The organism is Telluria sp. GW821-FHT07G12, from assembly GCF_059418525.1.
Genome location: NZ_JBWKQA010000003.1, coordinates 338,598 through 353,293 on the forward strand (window position 1 = coordinate 338,598; position 14,696 = coordinate 353,293).

Annotated in this window: 15 protein-coding genes; 11 read left to right on the forward strand and 4 right to left on the reverse strand. The window is 66.1% G+C overall.

The window, feature by feature from the left end:
• Nucleotides 1-10: 10 nt before the first annotated feature.
• On the reverse strand, nucleotides 11-265 hold the full coding sequence (locus AC07PE_RS14085; protein WP_498765398.1) for a hypothetical protein: 255 nt from the start codon (nucleotides 263-265) through the stop codon (nucleotides 11-13).
• A gap of 166 nt (nucleotides 266-431) precedes the next feature.
• Between AC07PE_RS14085 and AC07PE_RS14090 the strand changes: the two genes are divergently transcribed.
• The 5 genes from AC07PE_RS14090 (at nucleotide 432) to AC07PE_RS14110 (ending at nucleotide 3,287) form a co-directional block, all read left to right on the forward strand.
• Nucleotides 432-968 carry a DinB family protein gene (locus tag AC07PE_RS14090; protein WP_498765400.1) on the forward strand — a complete coding sequence of 179 codons (537 nt, stop codon included), beginning with the start codon at nucleotides 432-434 and terminating at the stop codon, nucleotides 966-968.
• Nucleotides 965-1,657, forward strand: a complete 693-nt coding sequence (locus tag AC07PE_RS14095; RefSeq protein WP_498765402.1) for a helix-turn-helix transcriptional regulator — start codon at nucleotides 965-967, stop codon at nucleotides 1,655-1,657. The genes AC07PE_RS14090 and AC07PE_RS14095 overlap by 4 nt, the downstream gene beginning before the upstream one ends.
• Nucleotides 1,658-1,717: 60 nt before the next feature.
• Nucleotides 1,718-2,335 carry a glutathione S-transferase family protein gene (locus tag AC07PE_RS14100; RefSeq protein WP_498765404.1) on the forward strand — a complete coding sequence of 206 codons (618 nt, stop codon included), beginning with the start codon at nucleotides 1,718-1,720 and terminating at the stop codon, nucleotides 2,333-2,335.
• A 111-nt stretch (nucleotides 2,336-2,446) separates the two neighbouring features.
• On the forward strand, nucleotides 2,447-2,845 hold the full coding sequence (locus AC07PE_RS14105; RefSeq protein ID WP_498765406.1) for a VOC family protein: 399 nt from the start codon (nucleotides 2,447-2,449) through the stop codon (nucleotides 2,843-2,845).
• A gap of 34 nt (nucleotides 2,846-2,879) precedes the next feature.
• Entirely contained in the window at nucleotides 2,880-3,287 is a 408-nt protein-coding gene (locus tag AC07PE_RS14110) for a VOC family protein (protein WP_498765408.1), read from the forward strand.
• On the opposite strand, the gene AC07PE_RS14115 is transcribed toward AC07PE_RS14110, so the two are convergent.
• From AC07PE_RS14115 to AC07PE_RS14125, 3 genes are read right to left on the reverse strand one after another with little or no spacing between them, the layout of a single operon-like run.
• Nucleotides 3,269-3,823, reverse strand: a complete 555-nt coding sequence (locus AC07PE_RS14115) for a GNAT family N-acetyltransferase (RefSeq protein ID WP_498765410.1) — start codon at nucleotides 3,821-3,823, stop codon at nucleotides 3,269-3,271. The genes AC07PE_RS14110 and AC07PE_RS14115 overlap by 19 nt on opposite strands.
• On the reverse strand, nucleotides 3,816-4,496 hold the full coding sequence (locus AC07PE_RS14120; protein WP_498765412.1) for a TetR/AcrR family transcriptional regulator: 681 nt from the start codon (nucleotides 4,494-4,496) through the stop codon (nucleotides 3,816-3,818). Before AC07PE_RS14120 ends, AC07PE_RS14115 begins: the two co-directional genes overlap by 8 nt.
• 9 nt (nucleotides 4,497-4,505) lie before the next feature.
• Nucleotides 4,506-5,990 carry an aminotransferase-like domain-containing protein gene (locus AC07PE_RS14125; RefSeq protein WP_498765414.1) on the reverse strand — a complete coding sequence of 495 codons (1,485 nt, stop codon included), beginning with the start codon at nucleotides 5,988-5,990 and terminating at the stop codon, nucleotides 4,506-4,508.
• Between the two features lie 168 nt (nucleotides 5,991-6,158).
• On the opposite strand from AC07PE_RS14125, the gene aptA reads away from it, so the two are divergent.
• The 6 genes from aptA to hydA all read left to right on the forward strand — a co-directional run bounded on the left by aptA (nucleotide 6,159) and on the right by hydA (nucleotide 14,696).
• Nucleotides 6,159-7,475 carry an omega-aminotransferase AptA gene (gene aptA, locus AC07PE_RS14130; protein ID WP_498765416.1) on the forward strand — a complete coding sequence of 439 codons (1,317 nt, stop codon included), beginning with the start codon at nucleotides 6,159-6,161 and terminating at the stop codon, nucleotides 7,473-7,475.
• A 12-nt stretch (nucleotides 7,476-7,487) separates the two neighbouring features.
• The gene (locus AC07PE_RS14135) at nucleotides 7,488-8,984 is read left to right on the forward strand and encodes a CoA-acylating methylmalonate-semialdehyde dehydrogenase (protein ID WP_498765418.1); all 1,497 of its coding nucleotides are present in this window, start codon (nucleotides 7,488-7,490) and stop codon (nucleotides 8,982-8,984) included.
• Between the two features lie 54 nt (nucleotides 8,985-9,038).
• Nucleotides 9,039-10,412, forward strand: a complete 1,374-nt coding sequence (locus AC07PE_RS14140) for an NAD(P)-dependent oxidoreductase (RefSeq protein ID WP_498765420.1) — start codon at nucleotides 9,039-9,041, stop codon at nucleotides 10,410-10,412.
• The gene (preA, locus tag AC07PE_RS14145) at nucleotides 10,400-11,671 is read left to right on the forward strand and encodes an NAD-dependent dihydropyrimidine dehydrogenase subunit PreA (protein ID WP_498765422.1); all 1,272 of its coding nucleotides are present in this window, start codon (nucleotides 10,400-10,402) and stop codon (nucleotides 11,669-11,671) included. Before AC07PE_RS14140 ends, preA begins: the two co-directional genes overlap by 13 nt.
• 90 nt (nucleotides 11,672-11,761) lie before the next feature.
• On the forward strand, nucleotides 11,762-13,249 hold the full coding sequence (locus AC07PE_RS14150) for an NCS1 family nucleobase:cation symporter-1 (protein WP_498765424.1): 1,488 nt from the start codon (nucleotides 11,762-11,764) through the stop codon (nucleotides 13,247-13,249).
• 46 nt (nucleotides 13,250-13,295) lie between these two features.
• Nucleotides 13,296-14,696: a dihydropyrimidinase gene (hydA, locus tag AC07PE_RS14155; protein ID WP_498765426.1), complete on the forward strand. Its 1,401-nt coding sequence runs from the start codon at nucleotides 13,296-13,298 to the stop codon at nucleotides 14,694-14,696.

Consider the following 14,696-nt stretch of genomic DNA (forward strand, 5'->3'; position numbering starts at 1 on the left):
TACGAACTCCTTATTGCTCTCGCACGGTGCGGCGGCGGTCGATGACGAAGGCGCCGGCCACGACCTTCACGCCCATGAAGAGGATGAACAGGAACAGGGCCAGCGGCAGGATGCTGATCACAAACGCCAGCAGGATGCAGCAGGCGATCATGGCCGGCAGCGGCATGGCGGCGATGCTGCGCGCGCCGCGGCGGCAGGCGCGCACGATGTCGCGGGCGACGTCTTCCATGCTGTCCCAGAAGGTGCGGAAATTGGCGCTTTTCATGAGGTGGTACTCCTGTTTCGTTATGCGATGGAGTTACTTTAATGGCGCAATCCGCCGGCTTCTACCGGTGTCCGACGAAGTGCAGGAAACGTGGGATGGCCGGTCATGCAGACAGATAAATGGAATGCTATTGTAATATTGCAAACCGCCAATTTTTCACCGCGCCATGCCTACCAACGCCTATTTTTCCCGGCTCGCCAGCTACAACCAATGGATGAACAGGAAGCTGTACGAGGCGGCGGCTGCCTTGCCGGAAGAAGAGCTGCACCGCGACCGCGGCGCCTTCTTCGGCTCGATCTTTGGCACGCTGAACCATATCGCGATCGGCGATATCCTCTGGTTCAAACGGATAGACCGCTACCTGCCTGGCCTGGTTTCACTCGAGTGCGTGGAACAGCTGCCGCAGCCGGGCTTCCCCAATACGCCGCTGCGCCCGACCCTGGCCGGGCTGGCCGAGCTCAGGGCCGTGCTCGATGAAGCGATCGTCGCCTTCTGCGCCGAAGTGGCCCCCGCCCGGCTGGGCGAAGCCTTCGAGTGGACGTCGACCAAGGGCGGCAGCAACAGGAAAATCCTGGGCCAGGTCCTGCAGCACGTCTTCAATCACCAGACCCACCATCGCGGCCAGGCGACGACCCTGTTTTCGCAGATGGGCATCGATGTCGGCGCGACCGACCTGCTCCTGCTGCTGCCGGACGCGCCATGAGCCGCACCGGCCGCCTGTTCCAGCTGATGGACGCCCTGCGCGGCAACCGCCGCCCGGTCACGGCCGCCCAGCTGGCCGAGAAACTCGGCGTCTCCGAACGCACGATCTACCGCGACATCCAGGCCCTGGCCCAGCTCGGCGCGCCGGTCGACGGCTCGGCCGGCGTCGGCTACATGCTGCGCACCGGCTTCTTCCTGCCGCCGCTGATTTTCGACGCCGACGAGCTGGAAGCGCTGGTGCTGGGCGCGCGCTGGGTGCGCCACCAGGGCGATGCGTCCCTGAGCGAGGCCGCCGAGCGCGCGCTGGCCAAGATCGCCACCGCCACCCCGCGTGACCTGCGCGACCACATGGCGGAGATGAGCCTGTGGGTGCCGGCAGGGCCGCAGCCGTCTGCGCCGGAACCCTTCGTGCAGCCGGCGCGCGAAGCGATCCGGCGCCAGTGCAAGCTGCGCATCGCCTACCGCGACGAAAAGGACGCTGCTTCGGAACGGGTGGTATGGCCCTTCGCGCTGGCCTTCTTCCAGGAGCGCCGCGTGATGGCCGCCTGGTGCGAGCTGCGCGATGCGATCCGCCACTTCCGCATCGACCGCATCGTCAACGCCGAGATGGGCGAGGAGCGCTATCCGACGCCGCGCCATGCGCTGCTGAAGCAGTGGCGGGCGCTGCACGGCATCCCGGATCACTCCTGACAGGATCTGTCATAGCGTCTCGCTAACATTGCCAGATTCCTAACCTGAAAGGACCTGGCAATGCAGCTCTACTATCATCCCATCTCGTCCAATGCGCGCCGCGTCCTGCTGGCGGCCGACCACCTCGGCATCCAGCTCGACCTCATCGAAGTCAACCTGATGAACGAGGGCGACCGCCGCCGCCTGGCCGAAGTCAACGACAACAACAAGATCCCGGTGCTGGTGGACGACGGCTTCGTGTTGTGGGAATCCTGCGCGATCATGCAGTACCTGGCCGACAGCAAGGCGGGCCAGACGGTCTACCCGGCCGACCCGCTGGGGCGCGCCGACGTCAACCGCTGGATGTTCTGGGCCTGCCAGCACTTCGCGCCGGCGGTCAGCGTGATCGCCTGGGAAAACGTGTGGAAGAAGATGGTGACCGGCATCGACGCCGACGTCAACGAACTGGCGCGCGGCGCAGCCGACCTGGCGCGGGCGGCCGAGGTGCTGGACAAGCACCTGGCGCGCCGCCGCTGGCTGGTGTGGGACGGCGTGACCCTGGCCGACTATGCGGTGGCAGCGCCGCTGATGTACCGCGAACGGGCGCGCCTGCCACTGGAGGACTATCCGCACCTGCTGGCCTGGTTCGAGCGCGTGCAGGCGCTGCCGGCGTGGCGCAACACCGAAGCGGTCTGGTGATGAGGGTCTGGTAAAAAATATTTTCACAAGCTTGTCGATTTCCCCCATCATCGTTCGTCGTCAGGATGTAGCAGCCGTTTTCTACTCACCTTTCATCAACATGGGGATGTCATGAACAAGCAAATCTTCGTCAACCTGCCGGTGAAGGACCTGGACAAGTCCAAGGCCTTCTTCGGCGCCCTCGGCTACAGCTTCAACCCGCAGTTCACCAACGACAGCGGGGCCTGCATGGTCATCGCCGAGGGCAGCATTTATGCAATGCTGCTGACCGAACCCTTCTTCAAGACCTTCATCGACAAGCCCATCGTCCAGGCGAAGGAAGCGACCGAAGTGCTGGTCTGCCTGAGCTGCGAGAGCCGCGAGGAAGTCGACGGCCTGGTGGCGAAAGCCATCGCCGCCGGCGGCCGCGCGCCCCGCGCCCCGCAAGACCACGGCTTCATGTACGCCCACGCCTTCGAGGACCTGGATGGCCACATCTGGGAACTGGTCTGGATGGCACCGCAAGCCTGATCCGGATAATTACAATATCAAAAAGGAGAACGTCATGAGCAAGCAAGTCATTTTCAACCTGCCGGTCCGGGACCTGGAAAAATCGAAGGCCTTCTTTGCCAGCCTGGGCTTCGGCTTCAATCCGAAGGTGTCCGGCGACCACGCGGCGATGATGGTCATCGAGGGAGAGAACATCCAGGCCATGCTGACCACCGAAGCCTTCTTCAAGTCCCTGATCGACAAGCCCGTCGTACAGGCGAAGGAAGGCAACGAGGTGATCATCTGCCTGATGTGCGAAAGCCGTGAAGAGGTCGCGAGCCTGGTGGAGAAGGCCGTGGCGGCCGGCGGCCGTGCGCCGCATCCGCTGGAGGACGAGGGCTTCATGGTCAGCCAGGGCTTCGAGGACCTGGACGGTCACCTCTGGAATATGGTCTGGGTGAACCCTCAGGCTTCGTCCCAGTAACGCTTCAGCAGCCCGTAGTTGACCGTGTCCGCAAACTCGCCGAACACGAACCAGCGCTCGGGCATATAACCTTCCTTCCTGAAGCCGACTTTCTCCAGTACCCGGCCCGAGCCGATGTTGCGCGGGTCGATGTCGGCTTCGATGCGGTTCAGGTTCAGGGCGTCGAAGCCGTACTGGATGGCGGCGCGCAGGGCCTCGGTGGCATAGCCCTGGCCCCAGTGGCGGCTACCGAGCGCGTAGCCGATCTCGCAGCGGCGGTTCTGCTCGAAGAAGTGGTGCAGGGAGACGTTGCCGATCAATTCTCCCGTCTCCCGCAACACGATCCCGAAGCGCACGCCGCTGCCGTCTGCGTAGGCGGCGATGGTCGCGGCGATGCCCTGGCGGGCCTGCTCGATGTCGGTCCAGGGTTCGCTGCTCCAGTAGCGCGCGACCACCGGGTCGGAAAACACGGCGTAGTGGCCGGCCACGTCGTCTTCCGTCATCCAGCGCAATTGCAGGCGTTCGGTGTCGTGGGTGGTAGGCTTCAGTTCAGGCATGCTTGTTTCCTTGATCGGTGAGGGACAGTACCATCGCCGTGATGACGCGTTCGGCTTCTTCGAAATCCTGCGCCGTCAACTCTGCGCGCCCCAGCACCAGCGCCATCTGCGCCGAAAAATCCGCATACGACTGCGTCATCGCCCATACGGCAAACAACAGATGCGTCGCGTTGACCGGAGCGATGCGGCCGTCCGCGATCCAGCGCTCGAACACGGCGATGTCCTGGCGCAGCAGCGGCACCACGCGGTGGCGTATCTGCTCGCCGTACATCTTGGCGCCGCCGATCACTTCCATCGCGTACACGCGCGAGGCCAGCGGCTGCTCGCGCGAAAAGCGCAGCTTGGCCGCGACGTAGGCGCGCAGCACGTCGGCCGGATCCTGGCTGGGGTCGGCCAGGCTGGCCATGCGTGCCAGCCAGTCGTCCAGCACGTCGTCCAGCACGCGTTTGTACAGCGCCTGCTTGGTCGGGAAGTAGTACATCAGGTTCTGCTTCGACAGGCCGGCGCGCTCGGCCACTTCCGCGATCGGCGTGCCTTCGAAGCCGCGCTCGGCGAACAGGCGCACCGCTTCGCGCAGGATCGCGGTTTCGACTTCCTCGCGGTGCTGCACGCGCTTGCCGGGCAAGGTGACGCCGGCGGGTTCAAGGCTGGTCTCATTGATTGTCATTGTCATGGCGATGTCTTAGCGGCAGGTGCGAAGGAAATCGAGGAGTAAGGGTTCGGCGGCGTAGGCGACGTTGAAGCGGAACCAGGGCGTGGCCGGCGTTTGCAGGCTGAAGAAGTCGCCGGGCGCGAGCAGGATGCCGGCGCGCAGGGCCTGTTCGGCGATCGTCCTGGCGTTGCGGTCCCGCGTGCCTGGGGCAGTCCAGCCGGCGCTGACGAACATGCCGCCGCGCGGGCGCGCCAGCGGCTGCAGGCCGGCGTCCACCAGGCGCTCCTGGGCGCGCTCGCTGGCCTGCGCAAGCTGCTGCGTCAGGCGCTCGACCTGTCTGCGGTAGGCGCGGTTGCTGACGGCGTCGAACACAGCGCGCTCGTTGACTTCGGAGGTCGTCAGCCCGGTCAGCATCTTCACGCGCACCAGTTCCGGGATCAGCGAGCCGGACGCGCAGATCGAGCCGACCCGCAGCACCGGCGACAGGGTCTTGGAAAAGCTGCCGATGCGGATCACGCGGCGCAGGCCGTCCATTGCTGCCAGCGAGGCTTCGCCGGCGCTGGCGAGTTCGCGGTAAATGTCGTCCTCGACCAGCCAGAAATCGAATTGCTCGGCCAGCGCCAGCAAACGGTGCGCCTGAGCTTGCGACAGCGAGGTGCCGAGGGGATTCTGCAGCACCGTGTTGACGAACATGAGCTTGGGGTGGTGGGCGGCTGCTTCGCGCGCCAGCGCTTCCATGTCCAGGCCGGCCGCGCTGCGCGGGATGCCGACCGGGATGCAGCCGTGATGGCGCACCAGCGCGAGCAGGTTGCTGTAGCCGGGGTCTTCGACGAATACCACGTCGCCGGGACGCGTCAGCGTGCGCAGGACGAGGTCGAAGGCGTGGGTGGCGCCGTGGGTCAGCAGGATCTGTTCCGGCTCGACCGCGCACAGTTCGCCGGACAGGGTCTTGGCCAGGTGCTGCCGCAGGCTCGGGAAGCCGAGCGGGTGGCCGTAGCCGCGCAGGCGGCCGGCCGGAATCTTCATCGCGTGGCGCACCGCGTCCAGGATCGTCGATTCGCCATACCACTCGGGCGGCAGCCAGCCGGCGCCGACCGGCAGCGCTTCGGACTGGCCGGAATAGAGATCCGGGGTGAGGGCGTCGACAGCCGCTGTGGCGGAAGGGGCGCAGGCCTGCTGCGGCGCATCCGGACCGCAGCGGGCCACGAAAAAGCCGGAACCGCGGCGCGAGGACAGCACGCCCAGATGGAGCAGGCGGTCGTAGGATTCGACGACCGTGAAGGTGCTGACGGCGTTGACCTTTGCGAATTGTCGAACCGAGGGCATTTTGGTGCCGACGCGGAGTACCCGGCGATTTACCATCCCGATGATCGCCGCGACGATCTGGTCGACCAGGCTGCCGCGGCGCTGGCGGTCGATGCTCAGCACGGGCCAAGCCGAGCCCGCCTTGCCGTCGTTGGCGGCAAGATCTTGCTCACTCAGGACTTCAAGCTGGTGTTCCCCAGATACAGCCATTGCCGACTCCCTCCGGTGCGACGCCGGCAACTGTACAGGTTATGCTGCCAGTACGGTTGGCGGATTTCGCCGGTTGTGTATATGTGCCGCCCTTGTCTTGCTGACTATTATTGCACGATGATTTTGCCAATTGGTAAATCTTTTGGCTGACCCTAGGGAGAGAGACAGATGAACGAGTCCAAGCCGCAATCGATGTCGTCGTTCTGGATGCCATTCACGAACAACCGCGACTTCAAGGCCAATCCGCGCCTGCTGGTGTCGGCGGCAGGCATGTATTACAAGGACGTCGACGGCAACGCCATCCTCGACGGTACCGCCGGCCTGTGGTGCGTCCCCTGCGGGCATGCGCAGCCAAAGATCATCGCCGCCGTCAGCGAAATGGTCGGCCAGCTCGACTTCGCGCCCACCTTCCAGATGGGCCACCCGGCTGCCTTCGACCTGGCCGAGCAGCTAATGGAATACACCGGCCACAAGTTCGGCCACGTGTTTTATACGAACTCGGGTTCCGAAGCGGTCGACACCGCCTTGAAGATCGCGCTGGCCTACCACAAGGCGCGCGGCGAGGGCGGCCGTACCCGCCTGATCGGCCGCGAGCGCGGCTACCACGGCGTCGGCTTCGGTGGCCTGTCGGTGGGCGGCATTGGCCCCAACCGCAAGAATTTCGGCCCGCTGCTGCCCGGCGTCGACCACCTGCCGCACACGCACAACCTGCTGAAGAACGCGTTCTCGCGCGGCGAGCCGGACTTCGGTGCCGAGCTGGCCGACGAGCTGGAACGCATCGTCGCGCTGCACGACCCGTCGACCATCGCCGCCGTCATCATCGAGCCGGTGTCGGGTTCCACCGGCGTGCTGGTGCCGCCCAAGGGCTACCTGAAGCGTCTGCGCGAAATCTGCACCAGGCACGGCATCCTGCTGATCTTCGACGAGGTGATCACCGGCTTCGGCAGGCTCACCACGCCCTTCGCGGTCGACTACTTCGACGTCGAGCCGGACATGATGACCACGGCGAAAGGCCTGACCAACGGCGTGGTGCCGATGGGCGCGGTGTTCTCGAAAAAATTCATCCACGACGCCTTCATGGACGCGCCGCCGGGCATCGAGCTGGCCCACGGCTATACCTATTCCGGCCACCCGCTGGCCTGCGCGGCTTCGATCGCCACGCTGGAGGTGTTCAAGGAGCAGGGCGTGCTGGAAAACGCGAAAGCGATCCAGCCCTACTGGGAAGACGCGGTGCATTCGCTGCGCGGGCTGCCGCACGTGATCGACATCCGCACCATCGGTCTGGTGGCCGGCATCGAGCTGGAGCCGATCGCCGGCAAGCCGGGTGCGCGTGCCTTTGCCGCCTTCAAGAAGGCCTTCGCGGACGGCATCCTGATCCGCGTGACGGGCGACATCATCGCGCTGTCGCCGCCGCTGATCCTCGAGAAAAAACACATCGACGAGCTGTTCGGCAAACTGGCCGACGTACTCCGGAACCTGGACTAAGCAAAGAACATCATGAACGAGACGATCCAACACTACATCGGCGGCCGCGAGCTTGACGGCGCATCCGGACGCTATGCCGACGTCTACAACCCGGCGCTGGGCCAGCCCTGCGCACGCGTGGCGCTGGCCGCGCCCGAAGACGTGGATGCGGCGGTCGCTGCCGCCCACGCAGCCTTCCCGGCCTGGGCCGCGACCCCGCCGCTGGCGCGGGCGCGCGTGCTTTTCAAATACCTGCAGCTGTGCCAGCAGCAGGTGGACGAATTCGCGGCCCTGGTCACGCGCGAGCACGGCAAGACCTTCGCCGATGCCCAGGGCGAGGTCGCGCGCGGCATCGAGGTGGTGGAGTTCGCGGTCGGCATCCCGCAGTTGCTGAAGGGCGAATTCACCGACCAGATCGCACGCGGCATCGACGCCTGGTCGATGCGCCAGCCGCTCGGCGTGGTCGCAGGCATCACGCCCTTCAACTTCCCGGTGATGGTGCCGATGTGGATGTTCCCGGTCGCCATCGCCTGCGGAAATACCTTCGTGTTGAAACCTTCCGAGCGCGATCCGTCGGCCTCGCTGCTGCATGCACGCCTGCTGAAGGAAGCCGGACTGCCGGACGGCGTGTTCAACGTGGTCCAGGGCGACAAGCTTGCCGTCGACGCGCTGCTCGATCATCCGGACGTGCAGGCGCTCAGCTTCGTCGGCTCGACCCCGATCGCCGAATACATCTACGCCCGCGGCAGCGCAGCCGGCAAGCGGGTGCAGGCGCTGGGCGGCGCCAAGAACCACATGGTCGTGATGCCGGATGCCGACATGGACATGGCGGTGGACGCCCTGATCGGCGCCGCCTACGGCTCGGCGGGCGAGCGCTGCATGGCGATCTCGGTGGCAGTGGCGATCGGCGACGCCGGCGACAAGCTGGTCGAGCGCCTGGCCGAACGCACCAAGGCGCTGAAGATCGGCGACGGCATGAGCGAGGGCGCCGAGATGGGCCCGGTGGTCACGCAGGCGGCCAAGCAGCGCATCGAAAAGCTGATCGGCGAAGGCGTTGAGCAGGGCGCGACCCTGGTGGTGGACGGGCGCGGCTACCGCGTGGCCGGCTGCGAGGACGGCTTCTTCGTCGGCGGCACCCTGTTCGACCACGTGCAGCCTTCGATGAGCATCTACCAGGAAGAGATCTTCGGCCCGGTGCTGTGCGTGGTGCGCATGCCCGACATCGGCAGCGCGCTGGAACTGATCAACAGGAACGAGTACGGCAACGGCGTCGCCGTCTTCACCCGCGACGGCGGCGTGGCCCGCGAATTCGTGCGGCTGGTAGAGGTGGGCATGGTGGGCGTGAACGTGCCGCTGCCGGTGCCGATGGCCTTCAACAGCTTCGGCGGCTGGAAAAAGAGTCTGTTCGGCGACCACCACGCGTATGGGCCGGAGGGGGTCCGGTTCTATACGCGGCACAAGGCGGTCATGCAGCGCTGGCCGAATACGGCGAGCGCTGGCGTGGAATTTGCATTCCCGCAGATGAAGTAGGGCAGCACGGCATTTCCCGCACCACGAAGTAAAACATAAGCAAAGGGATGCACCATGATCGAAACACTTCACTACCTGCCGCAAGCAGGCGGCACGCACGACGCATTGTCCGAACGCTTCACCGATCTCGCCCCGGCGCTCACCGCGCGCCAGGCGGCCATCGAAAGCGCGCGCTGCCTTTATTGCTATGACGCGCCCTGCACGCGCGCCTGCCCGACCGGCATCGACGTCGCCAGCTTCATCCGTAACATCCACGACCACAACATCGACGGCGCCGCCACCACCATCCTGCAGGCGAACATCTTCGGCGGCAGCTGCGCGCGGGTGTGCCCGACCGAGATCCTGTGCGAGGACGCCTGCGTGCGCAACAACGACGCCGAGGGCCAGCCGGTCAAGATCGGCCTGCTGCAGCGCCACGCCATCGACAACGCACAGTTCGACGGCCATCCCTTCAAGCGGGCGCCATCGACCGGCAAGACCATCGCCGTGGTCGGCGCCGGCCCTGCCGGGCTGTCCTGCGCGCACCGCCTGGCCATGCTGGGCCATGACGTGGTCGTGTTCGAGGCGCGCGAAAAATCCGGCGGCCTGAATGAATACGGCATCGCCAAGTACAAGCTGCCGGGTGACTTCGCCCAGAAGGAAGTCGAGTTCCTGCTGTCCATCGGCGGGATCGAGATCCAGCATGGCCGCGCGCTCGGCGTGAACCTGCAGCTGTCCGAGCTGCACGCACGCTACGACGCGGTCTTCCTTGGCCTCGGCCTGGCGGCTAGCCGCGAGCTGGGCCTGACCGGCGAAAACGCGCCGGGCCTGATGGCGGCGGTCGACTACATCGCCACCTTGCGCCAGTCGGACGACCTGTCGGCGCTGCCGGTGCCGCGCCGCGCCATCGTCATCGGCGCCGGCAATACCGCGATCGACATGGCGGTCCAGCTCAAGCGCCTGGGCGCGGAAGAGGTCACTCTGGTTTACCGCCGCGGCTTCGAAGCCATGAGCGCGACCGGCCACGAGATCGACATCGCGAAGGCCCATTTCGTGCGCATGCGCACCTGGGCCGCGCCGCTGGAAGTGCTGCTCGACGATGCCGGCCGCGTGCGCGGCATGCGCTTCGAGGAGACCCGCATGCAGGATGGCCGCCTGGTCGCGACCGGCGGCATCATCGAGATCGCCGCCGACGCCGTGTTCAAAGCCATCGGCCAGGGCATGGGACTGGCCGCGCTGGTCGATCCGCTGGCACGCGAGATCGAACGGACCGACAAGATCGTCGTCGACGCCTGCCTGCGCACCGCGCTGCCGGGCGTGTACGCGGGCGGCGATTGCGTCGCGCCGGGGCAGGACCTGACGGTGCAGGCGGTCCAGCATGGCAAGCTGGCCGCGCTGGCCATCCATCACGATATCCAATCCAAAGCGGAGGCAGCATGGCCGACCTGAGCATCGATTTTTGCGGCATCAAGTCCCCGAACCCGTTCTGGCTGGCCTCGGCGCCGCCGACCGACAAAGCCTACAACGTGGTGCGCGCCTTTGAGGCCGGCTGGGGCGGCGTGGTCTGGAAGACGCTGGGCGAGGATCCGCCGGCCGTCAACGTCTCTTCGCGCTACTCGGCCCTGCATGGCAAGAACCGCGAAGTCATCGGCTTCAACAACATCGAGCTGATCACCGACCGCAGCCTGGCGCTGAACCTGGAAGAGATCACTGCGGTCAAGAAGGCCTGGCCGGACCGCGCCATGATCGTGTCCCTGATGCTGCCCTGCGAGGAAGCGCCGTGGAAGGAAATCCTGCCGCTGGTCGAAGCGACCGGCGCCGACGGCATCGAGCTGAATTTCGGCTGCCCGCACGGCATGCCCGAGCGCGGCATGGGCGCCGCCGTGGGCCAGCAGCCGGACCTGATCGAGCTGGTGACGCGCTGGTGCAAGACTTATACGAAGCTGCCGGTGATCGTGAAGCTGACCCCCAATATCACCGACGTGCGGGCGCCCGCGCGGGCGGCGCTGGCCGGCGGGGCGGATGCGGTTTCGCTGATCAACACCGTCAATTCCATCACCCACCTGGACCTGGACAATATGGTGGCCTATCCGGTGGTCGGCGGGCGCAGCACCCATGGCGGCTACTGCGGCTCGGCGGTGAAACCGATCGCGCTGAACATGGTGGCCGAGATCGCACGTGACCCGGTAACCAGGAACCTGCCGATTTCCGGCATCGGCGGCATCGGCAACTGGAGCGATGCGGCCGAATTCATCGCGCTGGGCGCCGGCTCGGTGCAGGTCTGCACCGCAGCGATGCTGCACGGCTTCCGCATCGTCGAAGAGATGAAGGACGGGCTGTCGCGCTGGATGGACCGCAAGGGCTACGAGAACATCGCCGCCTTCTCGCGCAAGGCCGTGGCCAACACCACCGACTGGAAATACCTGGACATGAATTACCAGGTCATCGCCAGCATCGACCAGGAGAAGTGCATCCAGTGCGGCAAGTGCTACGTCGCCTGCGAAGACACTTCGCACCAGGCGATCGCGCGGCTGGTGGATGGGAATGCGCGCCGCTACGAGGTCAAGCCGACCGAGTGCGTGGGCTGCAACCTGTGCGAGATCACCTGCCCGGTCGAGAGCTGCATCACGATGGTGCCGCAGCCGACCGGCCTGCCGTACATGAACTGGACGCAGGACCCGCGGAACCCGAGAGCAGAGGTGGCGTAGGGTGGGCACACCGTGCCCACGCGAATGCTGGCATGATGTGACCATCCGCGTGGGCACGTAGTGCCCACCCTACCTAGGAGGCTAGAATCGATGAGCATGGACCCAGCCGCACACAACGAACTCTGGAACGAAGACCTGGCCCCGACCGGCGCCGCCCAGCGTACCTGGCGCTGGTATCACTTCGCCGCCCTGTGGGTGGGCATGGTGATGTGCATACCGGCCTACACGCTGTCGGCCAGCCTGATCGAGGCCGGCATGTCGGCCTACCAGGCCGTGTTCACGGTCTTCCTGGCGAACGCCATCGTGCTGCTGCCGATGCTGCTGATCGGGCACGCCGGCACCAAGTACGGAATTCCGTACGCGGTGCTGGCGCGCGCTTCCTTCGGCACGCGCGGGGCGCGGCTGCCGGCCCTGATGCGCGCCATCGTCGCCTGCGGCTGGTACGGCATCCAGACCTGGTTCGGCGGCAGCATGATCTACACGCTGCTGGGCGTCATGGCCGGGCACGAGATCGGCGGCGCGAAAATCGCCGGCCTCGGCATCAACGGTGCGCAACTGGGCTGTTTCCTGGCCTTCTGGGCGATCCAGTTCTACTTCATCGTCCACGGCATGAACGCGATCCGCAAGCTGGAGACCTATACCGCGCCGCTGAAGATCGCGATCTGCTTCGTGCTGCTCGGCTGGGTCTACCAGAAGGCCGGCGGCTTCGGCCCGCTGCTCGATCAACCGTCGGCCTTCGTCGAAGGCGGCAAGAAGGCAGGGCAGTTCTGGCCCACCTTCTGGCCTTCGCTCACAGCCATGGTCGGCTTCTGGGCCACGCTGGCCCTGAACATCCCGGACTTCACCCGCTTCGCGCGCACCCAGCGCGACCAGGTGGTCGGCCAGACCATCGGCCTGCCCGTTCCCATGGGCCTGCTGGCGGCGCTGGCGGTGATCGTCACCTCGGCCACCGTGGTCCTGTACGGTAAAGCCTTGTGGGACCCGGTCGACCTGGCCAGCCGCATGACGGGCGCCGCCGTGCTCATCGCGCTCATCGTGCTGCTGGTCGATACCGTCAGCGTCAACCTGGCTGCCAACCTGGTCGGTCCGGCCTACGACTTTTCGGCGCTGGCGCCGCGCAAGATCTCCTACCGCACCGGCGGCTACCTGACCGCTGGCATCGCGCTGGCCATGATGCCCTGGAAGATCCTGGAATCGACCCAGGGCTATATCTTCACCTGGCTGATCGGCTACTCGGCGCTGCTGGGGCCCATCGCCGGGGTGCTGATCATCGATTACTACTTCATCCGCAAGACCGAGCTGGCGGTCGATCAGCTGTACCGCGAGGACGGCATCTACTCATACGGGAATGGCTGGAACACGGCCGCCATCGTGGCCTTCGTGGCCGGCGTGCTGCCGAATATTCCCGGCTTCCTGAACGCCGCCTTTCCGGAGTCGTTCCCGGACGTCGGCGCCGCATTCAAGACTTTATATACCTATGCATGGTTCGTCGGCATCGCGATCGCCGCGGTGGTGTACGGCCTGATGATGAAGGGCAGGGCGGTGCCGGCCATGGCCGCCGCGCGCCCGCTCGATTGACGACGTACGTGGGCACGGGGTGCCCACCCTACCTGGGGAGATCCACATGTCCGTTTTGATTCGCGGTGGTACCGTCGTGAACGCAGACCGCGCGTTCCGTGCCGATGTCCTGTGCGAGGGTGACAAGATCGTCGCCGTCGGCGAAAACCTCGAGGCGCCGGCCAACGCCACCATCGTCGACGCCGGCGGCCAGTACGTGATGCCGGGCGGGATCGACACCCATACCCACATGCAGCTGCCCTTCATGGGCACGGTCACCGCCGACGATTTCTATACCGGCACCGCGGCGGCCCTGGCCGGCGGCACCACCACCATCATGGACTTCGTGATCCCCGATCCGAAGCAGCCGCTGATGGACGCCTTCCACACCTGGCGCGGCTGGGCGAAAAAGTCGGCCGCCGACTACACCTTCCACGTGGCCGTCACCTGGTGGGACGAGTCGGTGCACGCCGACATGGGCACCCTGGTCAGGGAACATGGCGTCAACAGCTTCAAGCACTTCATGGCCTACAAAAACGCGATCATGGCCGACGACGAGACCCTGGTGAAGAGCTTCCGCCGCGCGCTCGAGCTGGGCGCGATCCCCACCGTGCACGCGGAGAACGGCGAACTCGTCTACCAGCTGCAGCGCGAGCTGCTGGCCAAGGGCATCCGCGGACCGGAAGCGCATCCGCTGTCGCGCCCTCCGGCCGTCGAAGCCGAAGCGGCCAACCGCGCGATCGCCATCGCCGGTGTGCTCGGCACCCCGGTCTACATCGTCCACGTCTCCTGTGCCGAGTCGCTCGAAGCCATCACCCGCGCGCGGGCGCATGGCCAGCGCGTGTACGGCGAAGCCCTGGCCGGCCACCTGGTGATTGACGACAGCGTCTACACCAACCCCGACCCGGCCTTCGCGCGCGCCTTCGTGATGAGCCCTCCGTTCCGCTCCAGCCACCACCAGACCGCGCTGTGGCAGGGCCTGCAGGGCGGGAACCTGCACACCACTGCGACCGACCACTGCACCTTCTGCGCCGAGCAGAAGGCGATGGGCGCCGACGACTTCACGCGCATCCCGAACGGCTGCGGCGGCGTCGAGGAGCGCATGGCCGTGGTCTGGGACGCCGGCGTCAACACCGGCCGCCTGACCCCCTCCGAATTCGTGCGCGTGACCTCGACCAACGCCGCCCAGATCTTCAACATCTACCCGCGCAAGGGCGTGCTGGCGCCGGGCGCGGATGCCGATATCGTGGTGTGGGATCCGGAAGCGACGCGCACCTTGTCCGCGGCGACCCAGCATTCGAAGGGCGGCTTCAACGTGTTCGAAGGTAGGACCGTGCGCGGCGTGCCGACGCATACCCTGGCGGCCGGGAAGCTGGCGTTCGCGAACGGCGACCTGCGCGCCGAAGAGGGGGCGGGCCGGTATGTCGAGCGCCCCGCATTCACCGCCACCACCGCTGCCGCTGCCTGA

Coding starts and splice junctions, on each gene's coding strand:
- AC07PE_RS14085 (WP_498765398.1), bottom strand. CDS start 265: ATGAAAAGCGCCAATTTCCGCACCTTCTGGGACAGCATGGAAGACGTC.
- AC07PE_RS14090 (WP_498765400.1), top strand. CDS start 432: ATGCCTACCAACGCCTATTTTTCCCGGCTCGCCAGCTACAACCAATGG.
- AC07PE_RS14095 (WP_498765402.1), top strand. CDS start 965: ATGAGCCGCACCGGCCGCCTGTTCCAGCTGATGGACGCCCTGCGCGGC.
- AC07PE_RS14100 (WP_498765404.1), top strand. CDS start 1,718: ATGCAGCTCTACTATCATCCCATCTCGTCCAATGCGCGCCGCGTCCTG.
- AC07PE_RS14105 (WP_498765406.1), top strand. CDS start 2,447: ATGAACAAGCAAATCTTCGTCAACCTGCCGGTGAAGGACCTGGACAAG.
- AC07PE_RS14110 (WP_498765408.1), top strand. CDS start 2,880: ATGAGCAAGCAAGTCATTTTCAACCTGCCGGTCCGGGACCTGGAAAAA.
- AC07PE_RS14115 (WP_498765410.1), bottom strand. CDS start 3,823: ATGCCTGAACTGAAGCCTACCACCCACGACACCGAACGCCTGCAATTG.
- AC07PE_RS14120 (WP_498765412.1), bottom strand. CDS start 4,496: ATGACAATGACAATCAATGAGACCAGCCTTGAACCCGCCGGCGTCACC.
- AC07PE_RS14125 (WP_498765414.1), bottom strand. CDS start 5,990: ATGGCTGTATCTGGGGAACACCAGCTTGAAGTCCTGAGTGAGCAAGAT.
- aptA (WP_498765416.1), top strand. CDS start 6,159: ATGAACGAGTCCAAGCCGCAATCGATGTCGTCGTTCTGGATGCCATTC.
- AC07PE_RS14135 (WP_498765418.1), top strand. CDS start 7,488: ATGAACGAGACGATCCAACACTACATCGGCGGCCGCGAGCTTGACGGC.
- AC07PE_RS14140 (WP_498765420.1), top strand. CDS start 9,039: ATGATCGAAACACTTCACTACCTGCCGCAAGCAGGCGGCACGCACGAC.
- preA (WP_498765422.1), top strand. CDS start 10,400: ATGGCCGACCTGAGCATCGATTTTTGCGGCATCAAGTCCCCGAACCCG.
- AC07PE_RS14150 (WP_498765424.1), top strand. CDS start 11,762: ATGAGCATGGACCCAGCCGCACACAACGAACTCTGGAACGAAGACCTG.
- hydA (WP_498765426.1), top strand. CDS start 13,296: ATGTCCGTTTTGATTCGCGGTGGTACCGTCGTGAACGCAGACCGCGCG.